This window comes from Streptomyces sp. NPDC051563 (assembly GCF_044454225.1).
In the GTDB taxonomy this organism is placed as follows: Bacteria; Actinomycetota; Actinomycetes; order Streptomycetales; family Streptomycetaceae; genus Streptomyces.
The window spans coordinates 241,581-263,892 of sequence record NZ_JBITDL010000003.1 but is presented as its reverse complement, the minus strand read 5'-3'; the positions used below and the strand labels follow the sequence as shown (position 1 = coordinate 263,892).

The following is a 22,312-nucleotide window of genomic DNA, read 5'->3' as shown; positions in this document are numbered from 1 at the left end:
CTCTTACGCTACGAGTCGTAGCGTAACTCGCCCCGCCCGCCCGCGGGTCGTGATCTGAACCACACCTCCGGGGGGCCGATCGGTCCTGCTACTGGCGGGTATGGTCCTGGCCATGCGCAACCCCAGCTCGGACACCGTCTCCCCGCCCGGCCGCACCGGCCGCCCGCGCAGCGCCGCGGCGGACGCCGCGATCCTCGCCGCGACCCGGGACGCGCTGGTGGAGCTGGGCTGGTCGAAGCTGACGATGGGGGACGTCTCGGCGCGGGCCGGGGTCGCGAAGACCACCCTCTACCGGCGCTGGTCGGGCAAGAGCGAACTGGTCGTGGACGCCGTCGCGGAGCTCTTCGATTCCCTCGAACTCCCCGACCGGGGCTCGCTCGAAGCCGACATCGAGTTCGTGGTGCTCCAGTTCGCGGCGCTGCTGCGGCGCCCGGAGGCCCGTACGGCCCTGATGGCGGTCGTCGCCGAGTCCACCCGGGACGAGGCCCTGCGGGACCGGATCCGGTCGGCGATCGTGGACCGGCAGAAACGTCTCGTCGTACTGGGGCGCGAACGGGCGCAGGCGCGGGGCGAACTGCCCTACGAGGAGGACGAGTCCCTCGCCTCCCCCACCACCGACCTGATCTTCGACGTGATCGCGGGCACCGTGGTGCACCGGGCGCTGGTGAGCTCCGAGCCGGTGGACGAGCTGTGGGTGGCCACCTTCACGGCCCTGCTCATGCACGGCCTCCAGGGCTCCGCCGCCGGCCCTTCCGGCCCCGCACCGATGGTGTGACCACCGCGGGCCTGCCCCCGTCCGACAGGGGCAGGAAGTCCGCACACCAGGCCGGGGCCGAAGCCGTCAGCGCCTCCGAGCGCGGATTGTGGCCCGGCCAGGGCCGCGGGCGCCCCGGCCAGTCGGCCCAGCGCAGGCTGTCGGCCTCCTCCGGCGGCAGCAGGCCGGCGGCCACCAGGGCCGCCCGGCCCGCTTCGAGCCCGGCGAGCCGGTAGCCGTACTCCGAGGAGTCCACCTCGTGGACCCGGGCGTCGGTGAGCAGCACCGAGGCCGCCACCCCGTCGAGGCCGCGCACGATGCCCGCCCGCACGCAGGAGGCGTACGCCTCGGGCAGCAGGCGGTGCGCCGGGACGGCGTTCAGGACCTCGGTCAGCCCGTTCCGGCCGGGCGGCTCGAAGTCGGCGGCGATGTACGCGTACGGACCGCAGTTGGTCTGCATGAGCACGCGGACGGTGACCCCGTACACGGGGCCGGGAAGGCGGCGGCCTGTCATGGCCGCCACCCTAGGGGGTTGTCCTGTCGATCAGGACGGCGTCACGGGCGCCGGGCCGTCAGAAGCCCGGCGGCTCCGTGTAGGTGCCCCACTCGTCCCGCAGCAGGTTGCAGATCTCGCCCATCGTGGCCTCGGCGCGCACCGCGTCGAGCATCGCCGGGATCATGTTCGACCCGTCGCGGGCGGCGGCCAGCATGGCGTCCAGTGCCGCCGTCACCTGCGCGTCGTCCCGGCGGGACTTGCGCTCCGCGAGCTCGCGGACCTGGACCTTCTCCACCTCGTGGCTGACCCGCAGGATCTCCAGGTCGCCGGTGACCGAGCCGTGGTGGACGTTGACGCCCACGACCCGCTTGTCGCCCTTCTCCACCGAGCGCTGGTACTGGAAGGCCGACTCGGCGATCTCCCCGGTGAACCAGCCGTCCTCGATGCCCCGCAGGATGCCCGAGGTGATCGGGCCGATCGGGTGCTGCCCGTTCGGGTGGGCGCGCAGGCCGCGCTCCTTGATCTGCTCGAAGATCTTCTCGGCGTCCGCCTCGATGCGGTCGGTGAGCTGCTCGACGAACCAGGAGCCGCCCAGCGGGTCGGCCACGTTGGCCACGCCCGTCTCCTCCATCAGCACCTGCTGCGTGCGCAGGGCGATCTCGGCGGCCTGCTCGCTGGGCAGGGCGAGGGTCTCGTCCAGGGCATTGGTGTGCAGGGAGTTGGTGCCCCCGAGGACGGCCGCGAGGGCCTCCACGGCGGTGCGCACGACGTTGTTGTAGGGCTGCTGGGCGGTGAGGGAGACCCCGGCCGTCTGGGTGTGGAAGCGCAGCCACATCGTCTTCTCGGACTTCGCCCCGTACACCTCCTTCATCCAGCGGGCCCAGATGCGGCGGGCGGCGCGGAACTTGGCGATCTCCTCGAAGAAGTCGAGGTGCGCGTCGAAGAAGAAGGAGAGCCCGGACGCGAAGTGGTCCACGTCCAGCCCGCGCGAGAGGCCGAGCTCCACGTACCCGAAGCCGTCGGCGAGGGTGTAGGCGAGCTCCTGCGCGGCCGTGGCTCCGGCCTCGCGGATGTGGTAGCCGGAGACGGAGAGCGGTTTGTAGGCGGGGATGCCGTTGGCGCAGTACTCCATGAGGTCGCCGATGAGGCGCAGGTGCGGCTCGGGTTCGAAGAGCCACTCCTTCTGGGCGATGTACTCCTTGAAGATGTCGGTCTGGAGCGTCCCGTTCAGGACGGCCGGATCGACGCCCTGCCGTTCGGCGGCCACCAGGTACATGCAGAAGGCGGGCACGGCGGGGCCGCTGATCGTCATGGAGGTGGTGACGTCGCCGAGCGGGATGTCCTTGAAGAGGATCTCCATGTCGGCGGCGGAGTCGATGGCCACCCCGCAGTGGCCGACCTCGCCCAGCGCGCGGGGGTCGTCGGAGTCGCGGCCCATCAGGGTGGGCATGTCGAAGGCGACGGAGAGCCCGCCGCCGCCGGCGGCCAGGATCATCTTGTAGCGCTCGTTGGTCTGCTCGGCGTTGCCGAAGCCGGCGAACTGCCGGATGGTCCAGGTCCGCCCCCGGTAGCCGGTGGCGTGCAGGCCGCGGGTGTACGGGTACTCCCCCGGCCAGCCGATGCGCTCGAAGCCCTCGTACGAGTCGCCGGGCCGGGGTCCGTAGACGGGATCGACGGGGTCGCCGGAGAGCGTGGTGAAATCGGCCTCGCGCGTGCGGGCCTTGTCGTACCGGGCCTGCCAGCGACGGCGGCCTTCCTCAATGGCGTCAGCGTCCATGCCTCTGAATTTACTAGGACGTCCTAGTAAATGTCGATGGCAAACCCCCGGGGACTCGCCCCGGGGGTCGGTGGATCACCGCAGGTGGATCACCGCAGGTGGATCACCTGGGGCCGTGGGGTCAGGCGCGGGCGGCGGCCGGATCGCCGACGACGAGGGGCTCGACCTCGGCCCGGACCTTGCGCTCGACGAAGAACGCGGCGAGCGGGATGGTGCCGGAGAGCAGGACCCACAGGAGCTTGCCGAACGGCCACTTGGCCTTGGAGCCCAGGTCGAAGGCGAACACCAGGTAGATCATGAACAGCACACCGTGCGCCTGCGAGACCGCGAAGGTCAGGTCGGCGCCGGTGTCGAAGCCGTACTTCGCCACCATGCAGGCACAGAGGATGAGGAGCATGACCGCGGTCACGTAGGCCATGACGCGGTAGCGGGTCAGCACGCTTCGTTTCATGCCGTCGAGCCTAGCCGTCCGGTTTGCACGATCTTGACGGGGGCCGGGTCACCGGGGGCCGCGAGACGGGGCGGCCCGCTCCGGATCGCGGAGCGCGGGCCGGGACCAGGGCGCGTCGACGGCGCCGGACTCCGGGCGCAGCCCCAGCTCGCGGAGCTGGTTGACCGCCGACATGGCGGTGAACGGCGCGCTCGGGTTCGCTCCGCCGCCGCCCGCGCCGGCCATCACCTGCGCGTAGCGGGCGGCGAAGGCGCTCGGGACGACCCGCTCCCCGGCCAGTCCCAGCGAGGCCTCCCCCAGGGCGGCGGCCTGCTCCAGCAGACCGTCCAGGTGGGACACCGCTTCGGCGCCCCGGCGTACGGCGAAGGTGTGGCCGTCGGTGAGGAGCGCCGCCTCCCCCGCCTCGACGAGGACGGCCGCGGAACCCAGCACGGTCTGGATCTTGAGCTGGTCCGCGTCGGCCATGGCTCCGCAGGGACCGTTGTCCTCGTCGGACAGGTGCAGGACACCGGGGTCCCGCAGGTGCACGACCACGTGCCCGGCGCAGTGGCCCTGGCTGCGCAGCACGCGGACCGCGCCGTCGGCGAAGGTCCAGCCGGTGAACCGGAGCGGGCCGATGCGGATCTGCTCCGGCGGCCGTTCCTCGTAGGTCCGGGTCGTCTCCCCGAAGGGCCGCATCGGCCGGAAGAGCGCGACCACCCGGGCCGCGGTCCCCGCGGGGTCGGTCAGCGCCGCCGGTCCGGCGGCGCGCTCGAAGGCCCGTACCCAGTAGGCGACCGGATCCCGCATCTGGGGCACGTCGGGGGCGGGTACCCAGTGCGCGGCCGGGACGCCCAGTGCGTCGGCCAGGTCGTCGTTGCCGATGTGGTCGAGGTGGCCGTGCGTGGTCAGCACCAGCGCCCGCGACCAGGGCCCGACCCGGGCGGCCGCTTCCCGCAGCGCCGTGCGGAAGGCCTCGGTGACCCCGGTGTCCACGAGCACCAGGGTGTCGCCGGCCCGGTGCACCAGGGCGTTGGCCACGTCCGGCTGCCCGCGGCCGAGGTCCAGGTCCTGCCCGAGGACCAGGACGGTCCGGTCGTCGATCTCGATCAGGTCACCGAGCGCGGTCATCGGCCCTCCGCGGTGCAGTCCGGGCTCTCCTGCCGAGCGTACGCCGCGGCCGCAGGGGGCGCCGTCGGAGCGGGCACGGGGGGGGCGGGGGGCGTCGGAGCGGGCACGGGGGCCGGCTGCGGCCGGGGCCGCCGGCCGTGTCAGGCGGCGGTCAGTGCTCCTCGAAGTCGGCCGCGGCCACCCGGAGCGGGCGCAGGAGCGCGAAGATCTCCCCGCACTCCTCGGCGTCGTAGGCGCCCAGCCCGAAGTCGATCTCCATCAGCGCCTTCGTGGCCGCCTCGACCACCTCGCGGCCCTTGTCCGTGATCGACGCGAGCGTGCCGCGCCCGTCGTTCGGGTTCGGGCGCCGGGCGACGAGCCCGGACCTCACCAGCCGGTCCACCGTGTTCGTCACCGAGGTCGGGTGCACCATCAGGCGCTCGCCGATCTTCGACATCGGCAGCTCCCCGGCCTTGGAGAAGGTCAGCAGCACCAGCGCCTCGTAGCGGGCGAAGGTCAGACCGTACGGCTTGACGACCGCGTCGACCTCGCCGAGCAGGATCTGGTGCGCCCGCATGATCGAGGTGATCGCGGCCATCGAGGGCACCGGACCCCAGCGCTGCTGCCAGAGTTCGTCGGCGCGGGCGATCGGGTCGAAGGGAAGGCTGAGCGGCTTGGGCACGCATCAGACCCTACCGGGCGGTCATTTGGCGGCGGGATCCGTCTCACGCCTCGGCCCGTCCGTCCGCCGTACCTCCGCGAGCAGCAGCAGGACGACCCCGGTCCCCAGCACCGCGGCCGACGCGACCACCACGTGGACGGGCAGGAACTCCGCCGCGACCCCGGCGAGCGCCATGCCGACGCCCTGAAGGGTCATCAGCCCCGTGCTGAGCAGGGTCATCGCCCGGCCGCGCAGCTCCTCGGGCACGGCCTCGACGTACCACTGGTCGAGCCCGAGGGTGTACGCGTGCGCCAGCCCGGCCAGGACGAGCGTGCCCAGCAGGAGCGGCAGGCCGGGCCGGACGGCGTACGCGAACAGCGGCAGCAGCGAGAGCGCCGCGAGCGGGGCCGTGATCCGCGAACGCGTTCGGGCGGTGAGCGCCGAGCCCGCCCACACCTCCCCCGCGATGGCGCCGGCGGGCATCGCGCACATCAGCAGCCCGAGCCCGGCGGTGGAGATGCCGAGACCGGTGGCGTACGGGGTCAGCAGCGCCTCGGGCACGACCACGAACAGCGGCGGCAGCCAGGACAGCAGGGTGAGGGCCCGCAGCCGGCGATGGCCCAGGACCGCGCGCAGTCCCGCGACCGGGGAGACCCGCGGACCGGCGCCCGCGGACCGGGCGGGCCGGGCCCGCGTGCCCAGGCGCAGCAGGACCGCGGAGCCGAGGAACCCGGCCGCGGTGAGGAGGATGGCCCCGCGCGGGGCCAGCACGGTGAGCAGCAGACCGCCGAGCCCGAAACCGATGAGCTGGGCGCTCTGCGCCACCATGCGCAGCAGCGAGCGCCCCAGGACGTACGCCTCGCCCGCGCCGAGCACGTCGGCGAGGGAGGCGCTGCGGGTGCCCTGGAACAGCGGCGCGACGAAGGCCATCGCGCAGCGCAGCACGAGGAGCAGCGCGACCGGCGTACCGGGCACGGCCATGACCGCCGCGCAGGCCGCGCAGACGAGGTCGCAGCCGACGAGCACGCGCCGGGCGGGCAGCCGGTCGGCGAGCGGCGCGAGGAGGGTGCCGCCGAGGGCGTAGGGGAGGAAGCCGAGGGCGAAGGTGAGCGCGCTCATGAGGGGGGACCCGGTGGCGCGGTACACCAGCACGGTGAGGGAGATCTCGGCGATGACGACGCCGAGCACGGACAACAGGTGCGCGGCAAAGACCGGCCGGAACTCCCGGACCCGAAACACGTCCCGATACCCGCCGGCCCCCGCCACGCCCGCCCCACCCGAGCCAACGGACCGGCCCGTACCCGGCACGGCGCCCGAGCCGGGAGCAGCGCCCGAGCCGGGAGCAGCGCCAGAGCCGGGAGCAGCGACGGACCGGACCTCGCCCGGCCCGGCACCCACAACGGCTGGCCGGCCCGACCCGGGGACGCCGGTGGACCTACCCGGACCGGGGGCGGCGCCGGACCGGACCCGGCCCGGCACGGCGCCCGGGCCCGGCACGGCGCCCGGGCCTGCGGCGGACGCGGAAGCGGCGGCGGCTGACGGGGCCCGGTCCCGCGCGCCCGGGCCGGGGGCGGTGGTCACCGGGGACGGGGACGGATCTGCGGTGGTCATACGGAGCACCCTGACGGGGCCTAGGCTGGGGTACCAGAGATTCGTCCCCACCCGAATCACCCACCTCCGGCCGAAGGGCCGACGGACCGGGCGGCCTGGTGCCGGGCAGCCGGGTCCGGACGGCCGGGTCCGGCACTCGGTGGCACGGCCCGGCGCGCCGGACTCCGGCGCGCCGGACTCCGGCCCGGTGGGCCGGCCGCCCGTCGCCCGGTCCGGCCGTCTCGCCCGACCCAGCCCGTCCCGTCCCACCCCCGGAGGGCCCCGTGCCGTTCCACTTCCGCTTCGGCGCGGCCGACCTGCTGCGCTGCCGGTTCTCGCTCTCGCCCCGCTGGGAGACCCAGGAGGCGGTACGGGTCCTCCTGGACCGGCGCCGGCACGCCTACCACCTGCCCTGGCTGCGCGGGATCCGTGCCGCGGCCGCCGGGCTGGACCTGCGGCCGCTGTGGCTGCTGATGCCGCGCTCGGGACACAATCCGGACTTTCTCAGCCCGCCGCCGACGGGCCCCTCGGTCACCTTCGAGGAGGAGCTCGGGCGGGTCCGGGCCGCCGATCCGCAGGCGGCGCGGGAGGACCTGCGGCGCTCCCTCGTCTGCACCCCGGGCGCCCTGGAGAGCGCGGCCGGGCAGCGGATGCTGGCGGATCCCGAGCGGGCGGTCCAGGAGCTGGCCGACCTCTACGAGCAGGCCTGGCGTGCGCTGGTCGCCCCGCACTGGCCCCGGTTGCGCGCCCTGCTGGAGGCGGACGTCCTGTTCCACTCGCGGCGGCTGGCCGCGGGCGGGCTGGAGGCCCTCTTCGACGGCCTGCACCCGGATCTGAGCTGGTCCGGCAACACCCTCAGCATCGCCCGCCGGGGCCACCACGACCGCTCCCTCGACGGTCAGGGGCTCCTCCTCATGCCGAGCGCCTTCGTCTGGCCGGAGGTGGTGGGCGGCTACGACCCTCCGTGGCAGCCGACACTCGTCTACCCGGCCCGCGGCATCGGCGCCCTGTGGACGGCCCCCGCGGGCCCGGCCCCCCAGGCCCTGGCCCGCCTCTTGGGCCGCGCCCGCGCGGACGTCCTGTGCGCCCTCACCGACCCGGCCTCGACCACCGCCCTGGCCCACCGCCTGTCCCTGGCCCCCTCCACGGTCTCCGCCCACCTCAAAACCCTCCAGGAAGCCGGCCTCCTCATCTCCGCCCGCCACGGCCACCAGATCCTGTACGAACGCACCCCCCTGGCCATCGCCCTGACAGGCGGCGCCGCCGATTCCAGCCCCGATTCCAGCCCCGCCGGCGTTTGAGGCGCGGGGTCTGGGGCGGAGCCCCAGGTGCTCGGGCGCAGCCCGGGCTCGGCGGGTCCGGGCGCAGCCCAGGGGGGCGGGCGCAGCCCAGGGGGGCGGGCGCAGCCCAGGGGGGCGGGCGCAGCCCGCGGCGGGTCCGGGCGGAGCCCAGGGGGGCGGGCGCAGCCCGCGGCGGGTCCGGGCGGAGCCCAGGGGGGCGGGCGCAGCCCGCGGCGGGTCCGGGCGGAGCCCGGGGAACGGGCGAAGGGTGGGTAGGGGACTCCAAGCTCGCGGCTCGGACCCCCGCAGCTGCACCCATACGCACGCGGCGCGGTCGCACCCCTCCCCACCTGCCCCCATGTCACGATGACCCGGCCCTCAGCCGCGCCGCACCGCGCCACCCGCACCGGGCAACCCGCGCCCGCAGCCGAAGCCGCCGCCCGCCCCATCGCCCCATCGCCCCGAGGAAGCCGGATGCCAGCCCCCCGCAGCCGCCCCGCCACCCTCCTCACCGCATCCGGAACCGCATCCGGAGCCACAGCCAGGGCCGCCGCCCTGACCCTGGCCCTGGCCCTGGCCCTCACCGCGACAGCGGCCTGCGCCCCCGCCCCCACCGCCCAGCCGGAATCCGCACCGCCCCACCACCCGGCAGGGCTCGGCCTCGTCGACGAGTCCCCGTTCTGGGTGGACCCGCAGAGCGACGCCGCCCGCCAGGTCACCGCCTGGGAGGCGCAGGGCCGCAACAGCGACGCCCAGGTGCTGCGCCGCATCGCCGACCGGCCGATGGCCCTGTGGGTTCCGGCGGGCGACCCCGGCCCGGAGGTCCGCCGGGCCGGGAAGGGTGCCCGTACGGCCGGCCGCACGCTGGTCCTCGTCGCGTACAACATCCCGTACCGGGACTGCGGGCAGCACTCGGCGGGCGGCGCCCGGGACGCCGCGGCCTACCGGAGCTGGACCGGCGCCCTCGCCGACAACATCGCCGACACGCGGGCCCTGGTGGTGCTGGAGCCGGACGCGGTCCCGCACCTGGTGGACGGCTGCACCCAGGCCGGCCACCGCGAAGAACGGCTGCAGCTGCTCTCGGAGGCCGTCGACCGGCTCAAGCGCAACAAGAACACCAGGGTCTACCTGGACGCCGGCAACCCGGCCTGGATCCCGGACCCGGAGAAGCTGGTCGGTCCCCTCTACAAGGCCGGCCTCGACCGCGCCGACGGCTTCTCCCTCAACGTCTCCAACTTCCAGCCCAGCGCGGCCGGCCGGGAGTACGGCGCCGCCCTGTCCAAGGCCACCAAGGGCAAGCACTTCGTCATCGACACCAGCCGCAACGGCGACGGCCCCCTCCGGGGCGACCCCGGCCAGGCCTGGTGCAACCCGCCGGGCCGGGCCCTGGGCACACCGCCGACCGACGCCACGCAGGACGCGCTCGTGGACGCGTACCTCTGGGTCAAGCGCCCCGGCGAATCGGACGGCACCTGCCGCGGCGGCCCCCCGGCGGGCACCTGGTGGCCGGACTACGCCCTGGGCTTGGCCCGCCGCGCCGCGGACTAGGCCGTCTCGGGGCCGGTCGGGGGCTCGGCCGGCGGCTCCGCGGGAGGCGGGAGGTGGCTGTACACGGCGCGCCGGGCGTTGAACCGGGCGAGGTAGAAGGTGTGCCCGCCGTGTTCCAACTCCATCGGCGGCGGATCGCCGACCGGCGGGAACTGGATCCCGTACGGGTACTCCGGCAGGGCGTGGCCCCCCGTACCCGCACTTCCACCCGGTGTTCGGCGAGCGCGTCGGCCATCTGCTGCGCCTGCTCGCGCGAGGCCCACAGGGGGTACGTCCGGGCCCCGGGTCCGCTCGTGCGGGTCCCTTCCAGGGCGGTGAGCAGGGCCGGGCCGTAGACGCCCTTCACGCGGAAGTTCTCCAGGTGCCGGGTGTGCACCACGACCGACAGGTGGTGCCACCGGTTCTTGCGGCGCCGCCCCGTCGCCCGCATCCGCTCACCGCCGTCGCCCCACATGGGCGGGGTCAGCCAGACCAGCGCGCCGGGCGAGAAGTGCCGCAGGCCGTCGCGGATCTCCAGGCCGCCGTCGCCGTGTGCGGTCTCCCGGCCGACGTTGGCGACCAGGCACCAGGCGAGCGGCTCCACCCCGTCCGCCGGCCCGCCGACCGCATCCGCCCCGCCGACTGCATCCGGCGTCCCGCCGGCCCCCGATGTCGTCACGGCCGCCATTGTGGCGAGGCCGGCCGACCCGCGCGAGGTCGTTTCCCGCCGCTCCCGCCACCGCTCCCGCCCCCGCCGCCACCACCTACTCGCTCAGCCAGCCGTCCCGGGGCTCGCGCCGTACGGGGGCGGGTGCCTCGCGCACCCGGACCCACTTGGCCACCGACGGGGTCCCGTCCGCGTCCGTCACGAACAGCATGTACCAGCCGGGCGGCAGCAGCGTCGGGTCCGCCGGCACGGCGACCGTCACCGTGCCGGCCGTCTTCTCCAGCCCGAGCTCGATCGAGCGCTGCTCTACGTCGGTGGTGTGCGTGACCGCGCTCGGCCGCATCAGCCGGGCCCGCTGGATCCGCTCCGCCCTCGGCGCCCGGAAGGTGGCGCGGCCGCCGAGCCCTAGCTCCTGCGGCCCCTCCCCCAGGACCGGCCGCACCGCCGGGTCCCGGTGCAGGTACGGCGGGCTGTACACCTCCAGCCGGTGTTCGAACCTGCCCAGCCTGGTGTTGTCCTTGTCGGCGAAGAGCGGGTCGGAGCCGAAGGTCGCCACCCGCCCGTCGGGCAGCAGCAGCGCCTCGGAGTGGTAGTTGCGCCCGACCGTCGGGGAGGCGGCGGCCACGAAGGTGTCGGTGCGCGGGTAGTAGAACTGCGCCTTGCGGATGTCGCTGGCGCCGCGGCCCCGGTAGTCGGCGGAGCCGCCGGTGGTGAAGACGGAGTCGTCGGGCAGCAGCACGCTGCTGAGGTAGCGCACCCGCTGCGGCAGCCGGGCCGTCGACCGGAAGACGGGCACCTCCGCCTTGAGGTCCACGATCGCGGTGCGGTCGGTGGAGAGCCTGGATTCGCCGACCCCGCCGCCGCCGAGCACCATCACCTTCTGGTCCTGGGCCGGCGGGAGCAGGACGGACGAGGAGGTCTCCAGCTGGTCGGCGTCGGCCAGCCCTTCGACCTTCCGGTACTGGTTGGCCGCCAGGTCCCATACGCCGGGCTCGCGCCCCTTGCCCTTGGGCCCGTAGCCCGCGTTGGAGCCGGTGTAGAGCAGTTTGCCGCCCTGGGTGAGGAAGAGGGCGGGGTAGGTCGGGAAGTAGCGGAAGGGCCCCTTGGACCACTTCTTGGTCTTCGGGTCGTAGTACTCGTTGTCGCCGGGGACCACGTCGCCCACGTCGTTGAGCCCGGACACCGCGAGGACCCGCCCGTCCTGGAGGCCCACCAGGGTCGGGTACCAGCGGGCGTCCCTCATCGGGTCGACCGGTACGTACTTCTCCGCCAGCGGGTCGAACTCGTAGGCGGACTTGATGCCCTGGAAGTCCTGCTTGTCGGCGCTGAGCCGCTCCGCGAGCCCGTAGACGTTGCGGGCGTCCGCGCCGGTGAGTCCGGACACCGTGTACTGGGCGGCCTGGGTCGTCAGCCCCGCGGCGCCTTCCCGGGCCGCCTCGACGAAGACCCGCGCCTCCGCGGCGACCACCTTCGTCTTCCACGGCATCATCTGCCCGCCGCGCCCGTGGGCGATCTCGAACCGCCGGGTGGCCTTGGGGACGCTGACGGCGAACTTCGACACGTACTCGACCCCGGTGGGAGACCGGAAGACGGTGCCCTTCGGCAGTCTCACCACCTTGTCGGGGCTCTCGTTCTTGACCCGCATGCCGCCGCCGGCCCGGGTGACTTTTCCGCCGAGCACCTCGTAGCGCGCGGTCCCGCCGGCCACCAGGAGCTGCCCGTCGGGCAGTTGGCTGTGGCCCGAGCAGAAGAAGTCCTCCGGGGTCGGGATCTTCTTGAAGCTGTCGTCCGCCGGGTCCCACAGGACGGTGGAGAAGGTGCCCTTGTCGAAGTTGCGCTGGTCGTTGCCGGACCCGGCGATCAGCAGCACCTTGCCGGTGCGCAGCAGCGCCGCGTGCATGGCGTTGATCCGGTACTCCGCGGGGATGCGGGTCAGCCCCCACGAGCCGTACTGGACGCGGTAGCTGGACTGCCCGATCTTGTACGAGTGGTAGCGGTCCCCGGCGAAGGAGAGCGCGGCCGGGGCGTTGAGCGCGAGCAGCACGGCGGCGGCCCCGGCGCCCAGGGCCGTCTTCTTGAACTGCTGCGAAGGCCGGTACGGCATGGCTCAGTTCCCTCCCGCCGTCGTCGCGAACGCCTGCTCCGGCTCCCCGCCCGGCGCGGTGCCCCCGCCGGACGCGGCCCGGTCCGTCCGGGCGCGCAGCTCCGTGACGGCCCACAGGGCCGGCGGGGCGAGGGTGACGGCCAGGGCGAGCACCGCCCAGATGCGCATGGCCGCGTGGGTGTGCTCGTAGCGCACGGAGGCGGCGAGGGAGAGGAGGAGGACGGCGGCCCAGAAGAGGTGGATGCGGAAGGTCGCGGGCCGGTCGGGGCTGGCGGTGCCGCCCTTGGGTGTGACGACGAAGCGGCCCCGGGTCCGCAGGACCGCCGAGCCGAGCGCCCGCAGGTAGACGGGCGCGCAGACGGCGGACATGGCCATGCCGGCGAGGCCGCCGGAGCCGGCGGGCTCGTGGGGGGAGACGTTGTGGCGGCGGTTCCACAGGTACAGGCCGACCTGGAGGGCGGCGGCGTCGGTGTAGAGCATCAGCCAGACCTCGGAGGAGACCTGGGTGCCGGAGGCCCCGAACCACAGGAACAGCACGCAGCTGAGGACGCCCAGCAGCCAGTTGACGGCCGTCATGGGGTAGTAGACGAGCATCAGGGTGTAGTTGAGGCAGCGGCCCGGGGGCATCCGCAGGAAGCCGCGCCAGTACTGCCGCAGGAGGGTCTCGTACGTCCCCCTCGACCAGCGCAGCTGCTGCGTGAAGAAGTCGGTCCAGGTGCTCGGCCCCTCACCCACCGCCAGCACGTCGGGGGTGTAGACGGACCGCCAGAACCGCCCGGTGCCGGGGTTCCTGCTGCGGTGCAGCTCGAAGCCGGTGGCCATGTCCTCGGTGAGGGAGTCGTAGAGCCCGCCGACCTGCCGCAGGGCGCTGATCCGGACGGCGTTGTTGGTGCCGACGAACATGGGGGCGCCGTAGCGGTTGCCCGCGCGCTGGATCAGCGCGTGGAAGAGGTACTGCTGCGACTCGGCGGCCTTGGTGACCGAGGAGGTGTAGTTGCCGTAGACCTGCGGGCCGACGACGAAGGCGATGTCGGGGTCGCGGAAGAAGCCGAGCATCCGCTCCAGGTACTCCGGGAGCGGCACGTGGTCGGTGTCCACGGAGGCGAGGTAGTCGTAGTCCCCGCCGTGCCGGGCCAGCCAGGCGTTGTAGTTGCCGTGCTTTGTCCTCGCCCGGTGCGCCCCCTTCGCCGCGTTCCACTCGGGGACGTTCTTGCGGGTGAAGTGGCGCACGCCGAGCGCCGCGCACAGCTCCTTGGCCCCGGGATCGTCGCCCTCGTCGAGGAGCCAGACGTCGAGCGGCCCGTCGTGGCGGACGGCCACGGCCCCGCGCAGGGTGGCGGCCGCCATGGAGAGCGGTTCCTTGCCGGGGACGTACGTGGTGAGGAAGGCGACGCGGGTGCCGGGTTCGGCGGGGACCGGGACGGGGTCGCGGGCGGCCATCGTGGCGTGGGCGATCGAGACCACGTTGACCACCATGAAGAGCATGATCAGGGCGACGGATCCGAGCATCACGGCATCCAGCCGCACGAGCCAGCCCGCTCCGCCCTCGCGGACCGTGCGGTGCGTGGGCCAGACGAGGTAGAGCAGCAGCCCGACGGCGGCGACGGGGGCGAGCGACATGAGCGCGACGGCCCGTATTCGGGTCCGGAGGTCCTCGCGCGCGAGGAGGGAGCGGTACTCCACCCGGTAGGCGGCGGCGGGATCCGGCTCCTCACAGGGGCCGGCGAGCCGGCTGTGGGTCTCGTAGTCGAAGGCTTCCTGCCGCACGGTTCCTCCAGTGCTCGAAACCGAGGTACGTATCCCCACGAAAGGGGAGATGCCTCGGCCTGTCGAACTGGATGCGCCCGACCGGGCGGTTCCGTTCCGTGTCCTCGCGAGCAGGGCCGAACGGGGCGCCGGGAGCCGGCCGGCCCGGAACGGGCCGCTCAGCCCGGCCGGCCGCCCAGCAGGATGCCGCGTCCGGCGTAGAAGCGGTCCAGGTCGGCCCAGGGGACGGGCGCGTAGCGCTGGGTGCCGTCCGGGAAGCCGGAGGGATTGTGCACCAGGACGGCGTCCTCGGTGGCCCCGACGGCGAGCACCAGGTGACCGCCCCGGGACTCCGGTGCGGCGCCCGGGGTGCGGATCGACCAGTGGACCGACAGCATCGCCAGCCCGCCCCGGGCGAGCACCTCCCGTACGCTCCCGTGGTCCAGCGCGGGCACCGAGCGGGCGTCCAGACCCCAGCGGGCGTTCACGTACGCGGCGAACGGCTGGTAGATCAGCCCCCGCACGCTGTCCCCGTCCCGGACGTACGCCCCGGCCGCGGAGAGCTCCTTCACCAGTTCCACCGACGGCGGCACCGGGAGCTCCAGCCGCCCCAGCACCATCCGCAGACAGGCCACCCCGCACATCCGCGGCGCCCAGAAGGCGTACTCCTGCGGGGAGCCCGCACCGGACCCGGCCCACAGCGGATCCCGGGCCGCATCACCCCCCGCGACGAACCCGGGCACCAGCGCGGCGGACTCCCACTGGGAGTAGTACGGGACGGCGTGCTTGATCACGGAGACACTCATGCCTCCGCAGTCTGCCAGGCCCTACGGGGGCGCAATACGCGTCATACGAGGCCACTGCGGTACACCCGCACGGTCCGGTCAGCCCCCGGCGAGGTGGCGTTCCACCGTTTCCATCTTGGAGGTCATGCCGTCCGTGACGCCGGGGCGGATGTCGGCCTTGAGGATGAAGGAGACGCGGGGGGCGCGCGCTTCCACCGCGGCGACCGCACGCTTGACCACGTCCATCACCTCGTCCCACTCGCCCTCGATGGTGGTGAACATCGCGTCCGTGTGGTTCGGCAGCCCGGACGCACGGACCACGCGGACCGCGTCGGCCACGTACTCGCCGACCTCTTCGCCGACGCCCAGCGGGGTCACCGAGAACGCGATCATCATGCGCGGGCCGCCTCGCGCGCGCGGGCGGCGAGCACGCCGGCCGACTCGTCCCGCTTGAGCACGCGGTCGCCGTAGAGGCCGCCGAAGGGGATCAGCGACAGCAGGAAGAACAGGGCGACCTTCTTCAGGGGCCACTTCGCCTTGAACCAGACGTTCAGCAGGAAGATGCCGTAGAGGACGAACAGGATCCCGTGGATGATGCCGAGCGGCATCATCAGGTAGTCGATGTCCGAGATCCGGCTCAGCACCGAGCCGAAGATCAGCAGCGCCGGGAACGAGAGCGCCTCCGGTACGGAGATGAGGCGCAGCCGGTGCAGGGCGGAAGCGGTCTTGATGTCCACGTGGAACCTTCGGGGTGGATGCCGGGGGTCCGTCCCAGTGTCTCAGCAGCCCCGGGCGATCTTGGCGCGGGGCCCCGCGCTCCCGGCGGACCGGGGCGGACCGGGCGGGACCGTGCCGAACCGTGACGGATATCGGCCAACGGGCTCTGTTCGGTGCCGCCCGCTGCGGATAACGTCTTCCCGTGGCTCAGTTCCGACTCCAAGGCAGCAAGGTGCTCGCCGTCGACCTGACCGGGGACGCCGTGAAAGCGAAGAACGGCGCCATGGTCGCGTACGACGGCCAGATGGCCTTCAAGAAGATGACCGGCGGCGGCGAAGGCCTCCGCGGAATGGTGACCCGGCGGCTCACCGGCGAGCAGATGACCGTGATGGAAGTGCAGGGTCACGGCACCTGCTTCTTCGCCGACCGGGCGAGTGAGATCAATCTGGTCAATCTGCGCGGCGAGAAGCTGTACGTCGAGTCCAGCAACCTGCTGTGCACGGATGCCGGCCTGCGCACCGGCACCACCTTCACCGGCCTGCGCGGTGCGACGACGGGCAACGGCCTGTTCACCACCACCGTCGAGGGCAGCGGGCAGGCGGCGATCATGTCCGACGGCCCGGCGGTGGTACTGCGCGTCAGCTCGCAGTACCCGCTCTCCGTCGACCCGGGGGCGTACATCGCGCACACCGGGAACCTCCAGCAGTCCTTCCAGTCCGGCGTGAACTTCCGCACGCTGATCGGCGAGGGCTCCGGCGAGGCGTTCCAGATCCGCTTCGAGGGCGAGGGCCTGGTGTACGTGCAGCCCAGCGAGCGCAACACCATCGGGGGCGACGTCTGATGCCGTTCCGCGAGATCAACTCGAAGATGGTCGAGGCCCAGGTCGTACCGGGGCAGAAGATGTACAGCCAGCGCGGCGCGATGCTCGCCTACCGCGGCGAGGTCTCCTTCACCCCGAGCCTGACCGGCGGCCAGGGCGGGGTGATGGGCATGATCGGGCGCCGCGTGGCGAACGAGCAGACCCCGCTGATGGAGGTCGAGGGCAGCGGCACCGTGATGTTCGGTCACGGCGGCCACCACATCCAGGTCATCAGCCTCACCGGCGAGACGCTCTACGTGGAGGCCGACCGGCTGCTCGCCTTCGACGGCACCCTCCAGCAGGGCACGATGTTCATGGGCGCGCAGGGCGGGGTCATGGGCATGGTGCGCGGCCAGGTGACCGGCCAGGGCCTGTTCACCACCACCCTCAAGGGCCACGGCTCGGTGGCCGTGATGGCCCACGGCGGGGTCATCGAGCTGCCGATCCACCCGAACCGCCCGGTCCACGTGGACCCGCAGGCCTACGTCGCCCACCACGGCGAGGTCCGCAACAAGCTGTCCACGGCGCTGGGCTGGCGGGACATGGTCGGGCGCGGCTCGGGCGAGGCGTTCCAGCTGGAGCTGTCCGGTCAGGGCGCGGTGTACGTACAGGCCTCGGAGGAGAAGCTGTGAACTTTGGTCCCGTGACCGGCGGACCGGGAGGTCCGACCGTCTTCGACCCGTACACCCTGCCGTCGGACGACAACGTCAACGCCTACACCTTCTGCGTGGAGCTCAAGGGGAGCCAGTGGTTCCTGCAGAAGGGCAAGATGATCGCCTATTACGGGCGCATCGAGTTCAACGGGATCGGCCACGGCCGCTTCGACCGGCTGCTGCGCACCAGCTTCCATTCGCCGCTGCACGCGAGCGACTGGGTGGTGGCCGAGGGCCAGGGCAAGATGCTGCTGGCCGACCGGGCCTTCGACGTGAACTCGTACGACCTGGACAACGGCAACCTGACCATCCGGTCCGGCAACCTGCTCGCCTACCAGCCCTCGCTGGCGCTGAAGCAGTCGATCGTCCCGGGATTCCTCACCCTGATCGGGACCGGGAAGTTCGTGGCGGCCTCCAGCGGCCCGGTGGTGTTCATGGAGCCGCCGCTGCGCGTGGACCCGCAGGCGCTGGTGGGCTGGGCGGACTGCCCCTCCCCGTGCCACCACTACGACCACGGCTACATGTCGGGCGTGATCGGGGGCCTGCGCTCGCTGACGGGCATCGGGGGCTCCTCGGGCGAGGAGCACCAGTTCGAGTTCGTGGGTGCGGGTACCGTGCTCCTCCAGTCCTCGGAGATGCTGATGCCGGACAAGGCGATCGGGGCGGTGGGCCCGGGAGCGGCCACGGGCAACGCGCAGGGCGTCCCCGGCCAGGGGCAGCAGGGTCCGCTGGGGCAGCTCGGGGTGCCGCGGATGCCGGGGCAGCTGGGTGATCTCCAGAGGCGCTTCGGGCTGTGACGCCGAGACTGTAGGAAACCTCTCACCTCGCCGTATTTTTGTACGTAATTCAACTTCTTAGGTAGAGTTCTCTCATGGAGACCATCGAGACCGAGACGGCCACCCCCTGGCTGAGCGACGCCGAGCAGTGCGCCTGGCGCACCCACCTGGACGTCAGCAGACTGCTGTCGCACCAGCTGGAAAAGGACCTCCAGCCGTTCGGGCTCACCAACAACGACTACGAGATCCTCGTGAACCTCTCCGAATCCGATGAACTCCGGATGCGGATGAGCGATCTCGCGACCTCGACGCTGCAGTCCAAGAGCCGGCTCTCCCACCAGATCACCCGCATGGAAGCGGCGGGCCTCGTCCGCCGCGTGAACTGCGAGTCCGACCGCCGCGGGCTCTACGCCGTCCTCACGCCCGAGGGCATGGAGACGATGCGCAAGGTCGCCCCGCACCACGTGGCGTCCGTCCGCCGGCACTTCATCGACCTGCTCCCGCCGGACGCCCTCGCCGCGCTGCGCGCCGCGCTCGGCCCGGTCGCCGAGCACCTGCGCGCGGGCCGCGGCAAGGCCTGAGCCGCCGCGGAGGTCCGGAGCCCCGGCAGGGGCCCCGGGCCGGTCCCCGAGCGGCGGTACCCGGCCGCAGGCCGGAGAATGGGCGGTAACGCTCGCTCGCCGGCCGCCGCCGAGCAACCGTAAGCGCCATGGCCGGCCTGAGGAGGTCACGCCATGAAGCGCACCCTGTACGTCTCGTCGGCCGCGGCCGCCGCGGTCCTGCTGGTCGGGGGACCGGTGGCGGCCGCCGCCGCGTCCACGGCCGAAGCGGCCGCCGGCAGCGTCTCCGCGCCCCTGCGCGCCGCGGTCGATGCCGAGGGGGCCGCCGCGGCGGCCCTCAAGGGCCATCCCGGAGTCGTCGAGTCCCTCGACAAGGACGGCTCCGTCTGGCACGTGAACGTGATCGGCAAGGACGGCAGCAACACGGAGCTGATCGTCACCGCGGCCACCGGAGCGGTCGCCGTCGAGAACACCGACCAGAACGACGACGACGGGAACGAGGACGCCGCCCTGATCGCCGCGAAGGTCACCGCCCAGCAGGCCATGAAGGCCGCGGTCGCCGCCCATCCCGGCCAGGTCTGGTCGGTGCAGTGGGACGACGATGACGACAACGACAGCAAGCCGTACTGGGACGTGGAGATCAAGTCCGGCGGCAAGACGACGAACGTCCACGTGGACCCCACCTCCGGCAAGGCCACCGTCTCCCACGACGACAACGACAACGACGAGAACGACAACGGCTAGGGTCCGGTCCCACCCGGCCCGGCCCGCCCCACCCCGTACGTACGGAAGCCGCACCCCCTGGACGGGGTGCGGCTTCCGTATGTGGTCCGTGCCCACGGTCAGGCGTTGGGACGCTTTCCGTGGTTTGCCTTCTTCTTCTTGCGGGCTCGCTTCTTGTTGCCGCGCTTCGCCATGAAACCTCCCTGCGTCGGGGCATTCCGGGCGTTCGCCAGTCTATGACCGGCCCGCGGGCTCCGCATCCGGTTCCGCAACTTCCACCAGGGTCGCCAGCAGCGCGTCCGAGGCCGCGTACGGGTCCAGCTCCCCCGCCGCCACCCGTCCGGCCAGCGCGTCCAGCCGGGCGTCGCCGTGCACGTCGGCCAGCCGGGCCCGCAGGGCGGTGATCGCGATGGTCTCCACCTCGCGCGCGGCCCGGGCCGTACGACGCTGCGCCAGCACCCCGCGCTCGTCCATCCACGCCCGGTGCTTCTCCAGCGCCTCGACCAGCTCGTCGATGCCCGTACCGCGCGCCGCGACCGTCTTCACGATCGGCGGCCGCCAGTCGCCCTTGCCCCGGGACTCCCCCAGGCTCAGCATGTGGTTCAGCTCCCGGGCGGTGGCGTCGGCGCCGTCCCGGTCGGCCTTGTTCACCACGTAGACGTCGCCGATCTCCAGGATGCCCGCCTTCGCGGCCTGGATCCCGTCGCCCATCCCGGGGGCCAGCAGCACCACCGAGGTGTCGGCCTGCGCCGCGATCTCCACCTCCGACTGCCCGACCCCGACGGTCTCGACCAGGATCACCTCGCAGCCGGCCGCGTCCAGCACCCGGATCGCCTGCGGGGCGGCCCAGGCCAGTCCGCCCAGGTGGCCGCGGGTGGCCATGGAGCGGATGTAGACCCCCGGGTCGGAGGCGTGGTCCGACATCCGCACCCGGTCGCCGAGGAGCGCGCCCCCGCTGAACGGCGAGGACGGGTCGACGGCCAGGACGCCGACCCGCTTGCCGGCCTGCCGGTACGCGGAGACCAGCGCCGAGGTGGTCGTGGACTTGCCGACGCCCGGGGAGCCGGTGAGGCCCACCACGTACGCGTTGCCCGTGAGCGGGGCCAGCGCCGCCATCACCTCGCGCAGCTGCGGGGACGCCCCCTCGACCAGCGAGATCAGCCGGGCGACCGCTCGCGGCCTGCCCTCACGGGCCTGGGCCACCAGCTGGGGGACGTCCACCGCCGTCATTCTTGCTGCGCTCCTTCGTTCTCACGGGTCCCGCGGTTCTCGTACGGGTACGGGTACGGGTACTGGTACTGGTACGGGCAGGCTGCCGCTACGGGACGCGGACGATCAGGGCGTCGCCCTGGCCGCCGCCACCGCACAGGGCGGCCGCGCCGACCCCGCCGCCGCGGCGCTTGAGCTCCAGCGCCAGGTGCAGCACCACGCGCGCGCCGGACATGCCGATCGGGTGACCCAGGGCGATGGCGCCGCCGTTGACGTTCACCTTTTCCGGGGTCACGCCGAGGTCCTTCATCGACTGCACGGCGACCGCCGCGAAGGCCTCGTTGATCTCGATGAGGTCGAGATCCTCGACGCCGAGGCCCTCCTTCTTCAGGGCGTGCAGGATCGCGTTGGACGGCTGCGACTGGAGCGAGTTGTCCGGGCCCGCCACATTGCCGTGGGCGCCGATCTCGGCGAGCCACTCCAGGCCCAGTTCCTCGGCCTTGGCCTTGCTCATCACGACCACGGCGGCGGCGCCGTCGCTGATCTGCGAGGAGGTGCCCGCGGTGATGGTGCCGTCCTTGGCGAAGGCCGGACGCAGCTTGCCGAGGGACTCGACGGTGGTCTCGGCCCGGATGCCCTCGTCCTGCGAGAACACCACCGGGTCGCCCTTGCGCTGCGGGATCTCGACCGGGGTGATCTCGGCCTCGAAGACGCCGTTCTTCTGCGCGGCGGCGGCGCGCTGGTGGGAGGTGGCCGCGAAGGCGTCCTGCGGGGCCCGCTCGATGCCGAGGCGGGTGTTGTGCTTCTCGGTGGACTCGCCCATCGCGATGTTCTCGAAGGCGTCGGTGAGGCCGTCGTAGGCCATCGCGTCGAGCATCTCGATGGCGCCGTACTTGTAGCCCTCACGGGACTTCGGCAGCAGGTGCGGGGCGTTGGTCATGGACTCCTGACCGCCCGCGACCACGATGTCGAACTCCCCGGCGCGGATCAGCTGGTCGGCCAGGGCGATGGCGTCGAGGCCCGACAGGCACACCTTGTTGATGGTCAGCGCGGGCACGTTCATGGGGATCCCGCCCTTGACGGCGGCCTGGCGGGCGGGGATCTGGCCCGCGCCGGCCTGGAGCACCTGGCCCATGATCACGTACTGGACCTGGTCGCCGGAGATCCCGGCCCGTTCCAGCGCGGACTTGATGGCAAAGCCGCCGAGGTCGGCACCCGAGAAGGACTTCAGCGAGCCGAGCAGTCGCCCCATGGGCGTGCGGGCCCCGGCGACGATCACTGACGTGGTGTTGTTCGTTCCGGACATGGAGCACAGCCCCTTGAAGATGAGGAGTGAACGAGGGTTTACCCGAATGTACTGAGCGGTACCCGTGCCGTCACCGGCGCGTGAGTGTGATCGCGCGCACGTTGCGTAACCGCCTCCGGTAGCGCTGCACTGTGTCCATGCTGACAAGAATCGACCACATCGGGATCGCCTGCTTCGACCTGGACAAGACGGTTGAGTTCTACCGTGCCACGTACGGCTTCGAGGTGTTCCACTCCGAGGTCAACGAGGAGCAGGGCGTCCGCGAGGCCATGCTGAAGATCAACGAGACCTCGGACGGCGGAGCCTCGTACCTCCAGCTCCTGGAGCCCACCCGCGAGGACTCGGCGGTCGGCAAGTGGCTGGCCAAGAACGGCGAGGGCGTGCACCACATCGCCTTCGGCACCGAGGACGTCCAGGGCGACTCGGAAGCCATCCGCGGCAAGGGCGTCCGCGTCCTCTACGACCAGCCCCGCACCGGCTCGATGGGCTCCTCGATCACCTTCCTCCACCCCAAGGACTGCCACGGCGTCCTCACCGAACTGGTCACGAGCAACCCCGACCACTGATGTCCCGTTTCCCCGG

24 protein-coding genes are annotated in these 22,312 nt (G+C 72.8%); 9 read left to right on the top strand and 15 right to left on the bottom strand.

Going from position 1 to position 22,312, the window contains the following annotated elements; all coding sequences use genetic code 11:
* The first annotated feature begins 112 nt into the window (after positions 1 to 112).
* Positions 113 to 775, top strand: coding sequence for a TetR/AcrR family transcriptional regulator (locus ACIA8F_RS05455; protein ID WP_399376880.1), 663 nt, complete (start codon positions 113 to 115; stop codon positions 773 to 775).
* Here the strand turns inward: ACIA8F_RS05455 and ACIA8F_RS05450 are convergent.
* The 6 genes from ACIA8F_RS05450 to ACIA8F_RS05425 all read right to left on the bottom strand — a co-directional run bounded on the left by ACIA8F_RS05450 (position 717) and on the right by ACIA8F_RS05425 (position 6,626).
* The gene (locus ACIA8F_RS05450) at positions 717 to 1,268 is read right to left on the bottom strand and encodes a hypothetical protein (protein WP_399376879.1); all 552 of its coding nucleotides are present in this window, start codon (positions 1,266 to 1,268) and stop codon (positions 717 to 719) included. The two genes, ACIA8F_RS05455 and ACIA8F_RS05450, sit on opposite strands and share 59 nt — an antisense overlap.
* A 58-nt stretch (positions 1,269 to 1,326) precedes the next feature.
* Positions 1,327 to 3,027, bottom strand: a complete 1,701-nt coding sequence (locus ACIA8F_RS05445; protein WP_399376878.1) for a methylmalonyl-CoA mutase — start codon at positions 3,025 to 3,027, stop codon at positions 1,327 to 1,329.
* A gap of 121 nt (positions 3,028 to 3,148) precedes the next feature.
* Positions 3,149 to 3,478 (bottom strand): DUF3817 domain-containing protein, encoded by a 330-nt coding sequence (locus tag ACIA8F_RS05440; RefSeq protein WP_399376877.1) that lies wholly within the window; start codon positions 3,476 to 3,478, stop codon positions 3,149 to 3,151.
* 48 nt (positions 3,479 to 3,526) lie between these two features.
* Complete coding sequence (locus ACIA8F_RS05435) at positions 3,527 to 4,588, bottom strand: MBL fold metallo-hydrolase (protein WP_399376876.1); 1,062 nt, start codon at positions 4,586 to 4,588, stop codon at positions 3,527 to 3,529.
* Between the two features lie 151 nt (positions 4,589 to 4,739).
* On the bottom strand, positions 4,740 to 5,249 hold the full coding sequence (locus ACIA8F_RS05430) for a MarR family winged helix-turn-helix transcriptional regulator (RefSeq protein WP_399376874.1): 510 nt from the start codon (positions 5,247 to 5,249) through the stop codon (positions 4,740 to 4,742).
* Positions 5,250 to 5,270: 21 nt separating this feature from the next.
* Positions 5,271 to 6,626, bottom strand: a complete 1,356-nt coding sequence (locus ACIA8F_RS05425) for an MFS transporter (RefSeq protein ID WP_399376996.1) — start codon at positions 6,624 to 6,626, stop codon at positions 5,271 to 5,273.
* A 476-nt stretch (positions 6,627 to 7,102) separates the two neighbouring features.
* On the opposite strand from ACIA8F_RS05425, the gene ACIA8F_RS05420 reads away from it, so the two are divergent.
* Together ACIA8F_RS05420 and ACIA8F_RS05415 are read left to right on the top strand one after the other, a co-directional pair.
* Positions 7,103 to 8,119 (top strand): DUF5937 family protein, encoded by a 1,017-nt coding sequence (locus ACIA8F_RS05420; protein ID WP_399376873.1) that lies wholly within the window; start codon positions 7,103 to 7,105, stop codon positions 8,117 to 8,119.
* A 453-nt stretch (positions 8,120 to 8,572) separates the two neighbouring features.
* Positions 8,573 to 9,646, top strand: coding sequence for a glycoside hydrolase family 6 protein (locus ACIA8F_RS05415; RefSeq protein ID WP_399376872.1), 1,074 nt, complete (start codon positions 8,573 to 8,575; stop codon positions 9,644 to 9,646).
* Here the strand turns inward: ACIA8F_RS05415 and ACIA8F_RS05410 are convergent.
* The 6 genes from ACIA8F_RS05410 to ACIA8F_RS05385 form a co-directional block, all read right to left on the bottom strand.
* Positions 9,643 to 9,771: a hypothetical protein gene (locus ACIA8F_RS05410; protein WP_399376871.1), complete on the bottom strand. Its 129-nt coding sequence runs from the start codon at positions 9,769 to 9,771 to the stop codon at positions 9,643 to 9,645. The genes ACIA8F_RS05415 and ACIA8F_RS05410 overlap by 4 nt on opposite strands.
* A 618-nt stretch (positions 9,772 to 10,389) precedes the next feature.
* Positions 10,390 to 12,396 (bottom strand): galactose oxidase-like domain-containing protein, encoded by a 2,007-nt coding sequence (locus tag ACIA8F_RS05405; protein WP_399376870.1) that lies wholly within the window; start codon positions 12,394 to 12,396, stop codon positions 10,390 to 10,392.
* Positions 12,397 to 12,399: 3 nt separating this feature from the next.
* On the bottom strand, positions 12,400 to 14,163 hold the full coding sequence (locus ACIA8F_RS05400; RefSeq protein ID WP_399376869.1) for a glycosyltransferase family 2 protein: 1,764 nt from the start codon (positions 14,161 to 14,163) through the stop codon (positions 12,400 to 12,402).
* A 158-nt stretch (positions 14,164 to 14,321) separates the two neighbouring features.
* Positions 14,322 to 14,948, bottom strand: coding sequence for a C39 family peptidase (locus ACIA8F_RS05395; RefSeq protein ID WP_399376868.1), 627 nt, complete (start codon positions 14,946 to 14,948; stop codon positions 14,322 to 14,324).
* Between the two features lie 78 nt (positions 14,949 to 15,026).
* Positions 15,027 to 15,323: an MTH1187 family thiamine-binding protein gene (locus ACIA8F_RS05390; protein ID WP_383952579.1), complete on the bottom strand. Its 297-nt coding sequence runs from the start codon at positions 15,321 to 15,323 to the stop codon at positions 15,027 to 15,029.
* On the bottom strand, positions 15,320 to 15,664 hold the full coding sequence (locus tag ACIA8F_RS05385; protein WP_399376867.1) for a DUF3817 domain-containing protein: 345 nt from the start codon (positions 15,662 to 15,664) through the stop codon (positions 15,320 to 15,322). Before ACIA8F_RS05385 ends, ACIA8F_RS05390 begins: the two co-directional genes overlap by 4 nt.
* A 182-nt stretch (positions 15,665 to 15,846) precedes the next feature.
* Between ACIA8F_RS05385 and ACIA8F_RS05380 the strand changes: the two genes are divergently transcribed.
* The 5 genes from ACIA8F_RS05380 (at position 15,847) to ACIA8F_RS05360 (ending at position 19,236) form a co-directional block, all read left to right on the top strand.
* Positions 15,847 to 16,485, top strand: a complete 639-nt coding sequence (locus ACIA8F_RS05380; protein ID WP_383952575.1) for an AIM24 family protein — start codon at positions 15,847 to 15,849, stop codon at positions 16,483 to 16,485.
* On the top strand, positions 16,485 to 17,135 hold the full coding sequence (locus ACIA8F_RS05375; RefSeq protein WP_399376866.1) for an AIM24 family protein: 651 nt from the start codon (positions 16,485 to 16,487) through the stop codon (positions 17,133 to 17,135). Before ACIA8F_RS05380 ends, ACIA8F_RS05375 begins: the two co-directional genes overlap by 1 nt.
* Positions 17,132 to 17,953: an AIM24 family protein gene (locus ACIA8F_RS05370; RefSeq protein WP_399376865.1), complete on the top strand. Its 822-nt coding sequence runs from the start codon at positions 17,132 to 17,134 to the stop codon at positions 17,951 to 17,953. Before ACIA8F_RS05375 ends, ACIA8F_RS05370 begins: the two co-directional genes overlap by 4 nt.
* A gap of 83 nt (positions 17,954 to 18,036) precedes the next feature.
* Positions 18,037 to 18,513 carry a MarR family winged helix-turn-helix transcriptional regulator gene (locus ACIA8F_RS05365; protein WP_399376995.1) on the top strand — a complete coding sequence of 159 codons (477 nt, stop codon included), beginning with the start codon at positions 18,037 to 18,039 and terminating at the stop codon, positions 18,511 to 18,513.
* A 153-nt stretch (positions 18,514 to 18,666) separates the two neighbouring features.
* Complete coding sequence (locus tag ACIA8F_RS05360; RefSeq protein ID WP_399376864.1) at positions 18,667 to 19,236, top strand: PepSY domain-containing protein; 570 nt, start codon at positions 18,667 to 18,669, stop codon at positions 19,234 to 19,236.
* Between the two features lie 98 nt (positions 19,237 to 19,334).
* Here the strand turns inward: ACIA8F_RS05360 and ACIA8F_RS05355 are convergent, their stop codons facing one another.
* From ACIA8F_RS05355 to ACIA8F_RS05345, 3 genes are all read right to left on the bottom strand, one after another.
* Entirely contained in the window at positions 19,335 to 19,409 is a 75-nt protein-coding gene (locus ACIA8F_RS05355; RefSeq protein ID WP_099895366.1) for a 50S ribosomal protein bL37, read from the bottom strand.
* A gap of 40 nt (positions 19,410 to 19,449) precedes the next feature.
* On the bottom strand, positions 19,450 to 20,445 hold the full coding sequence (meaB, locus tag ACIA8F_RS05350; RefSeq protein ID WP_399376863.1) for a methylmalonyl Co-A mutase-associated GTPase MeaB: 996 nt from the start codon (positions 20,443 to 20,445) through the stop codon (positions 19,450 to 19,452).
* Positions 20,446 to 20,533: 88 nt separating this feature from the next.
* On the bottom strand, positions 20,534 to 21,730 hold the full coding sequence (locus tag ACIA8F_RS05345; RefSeq protein WP_399376862.1) for an acetyl-CoA C-acetyltransferase: 1,197 nt from the start codon (positions 21,728 to 21,730) through the stop codon (positions 20,534 to 20,536).
* 137 nt (positions 21,731 to 21,867) lie between these two features.
* On the opposite strand from ACIA8F_RS05345, the gene mce reads away from it, so the two are divergent.
* Positions 21,868 to 22,296, top strand: a complete 429-nt coding sequence (gene mce, locus ACIA8F_RS05340; protein ID WP_274549601.1) for a methylmalonyl-CoA epimerase — start codon at positions 21,868 to 21,870, stop codon at positions 22,294 to 22,296.
* The last annotated feature ends 16 nt before the right edge of the window (positions 22,297 to 22,312 follow it).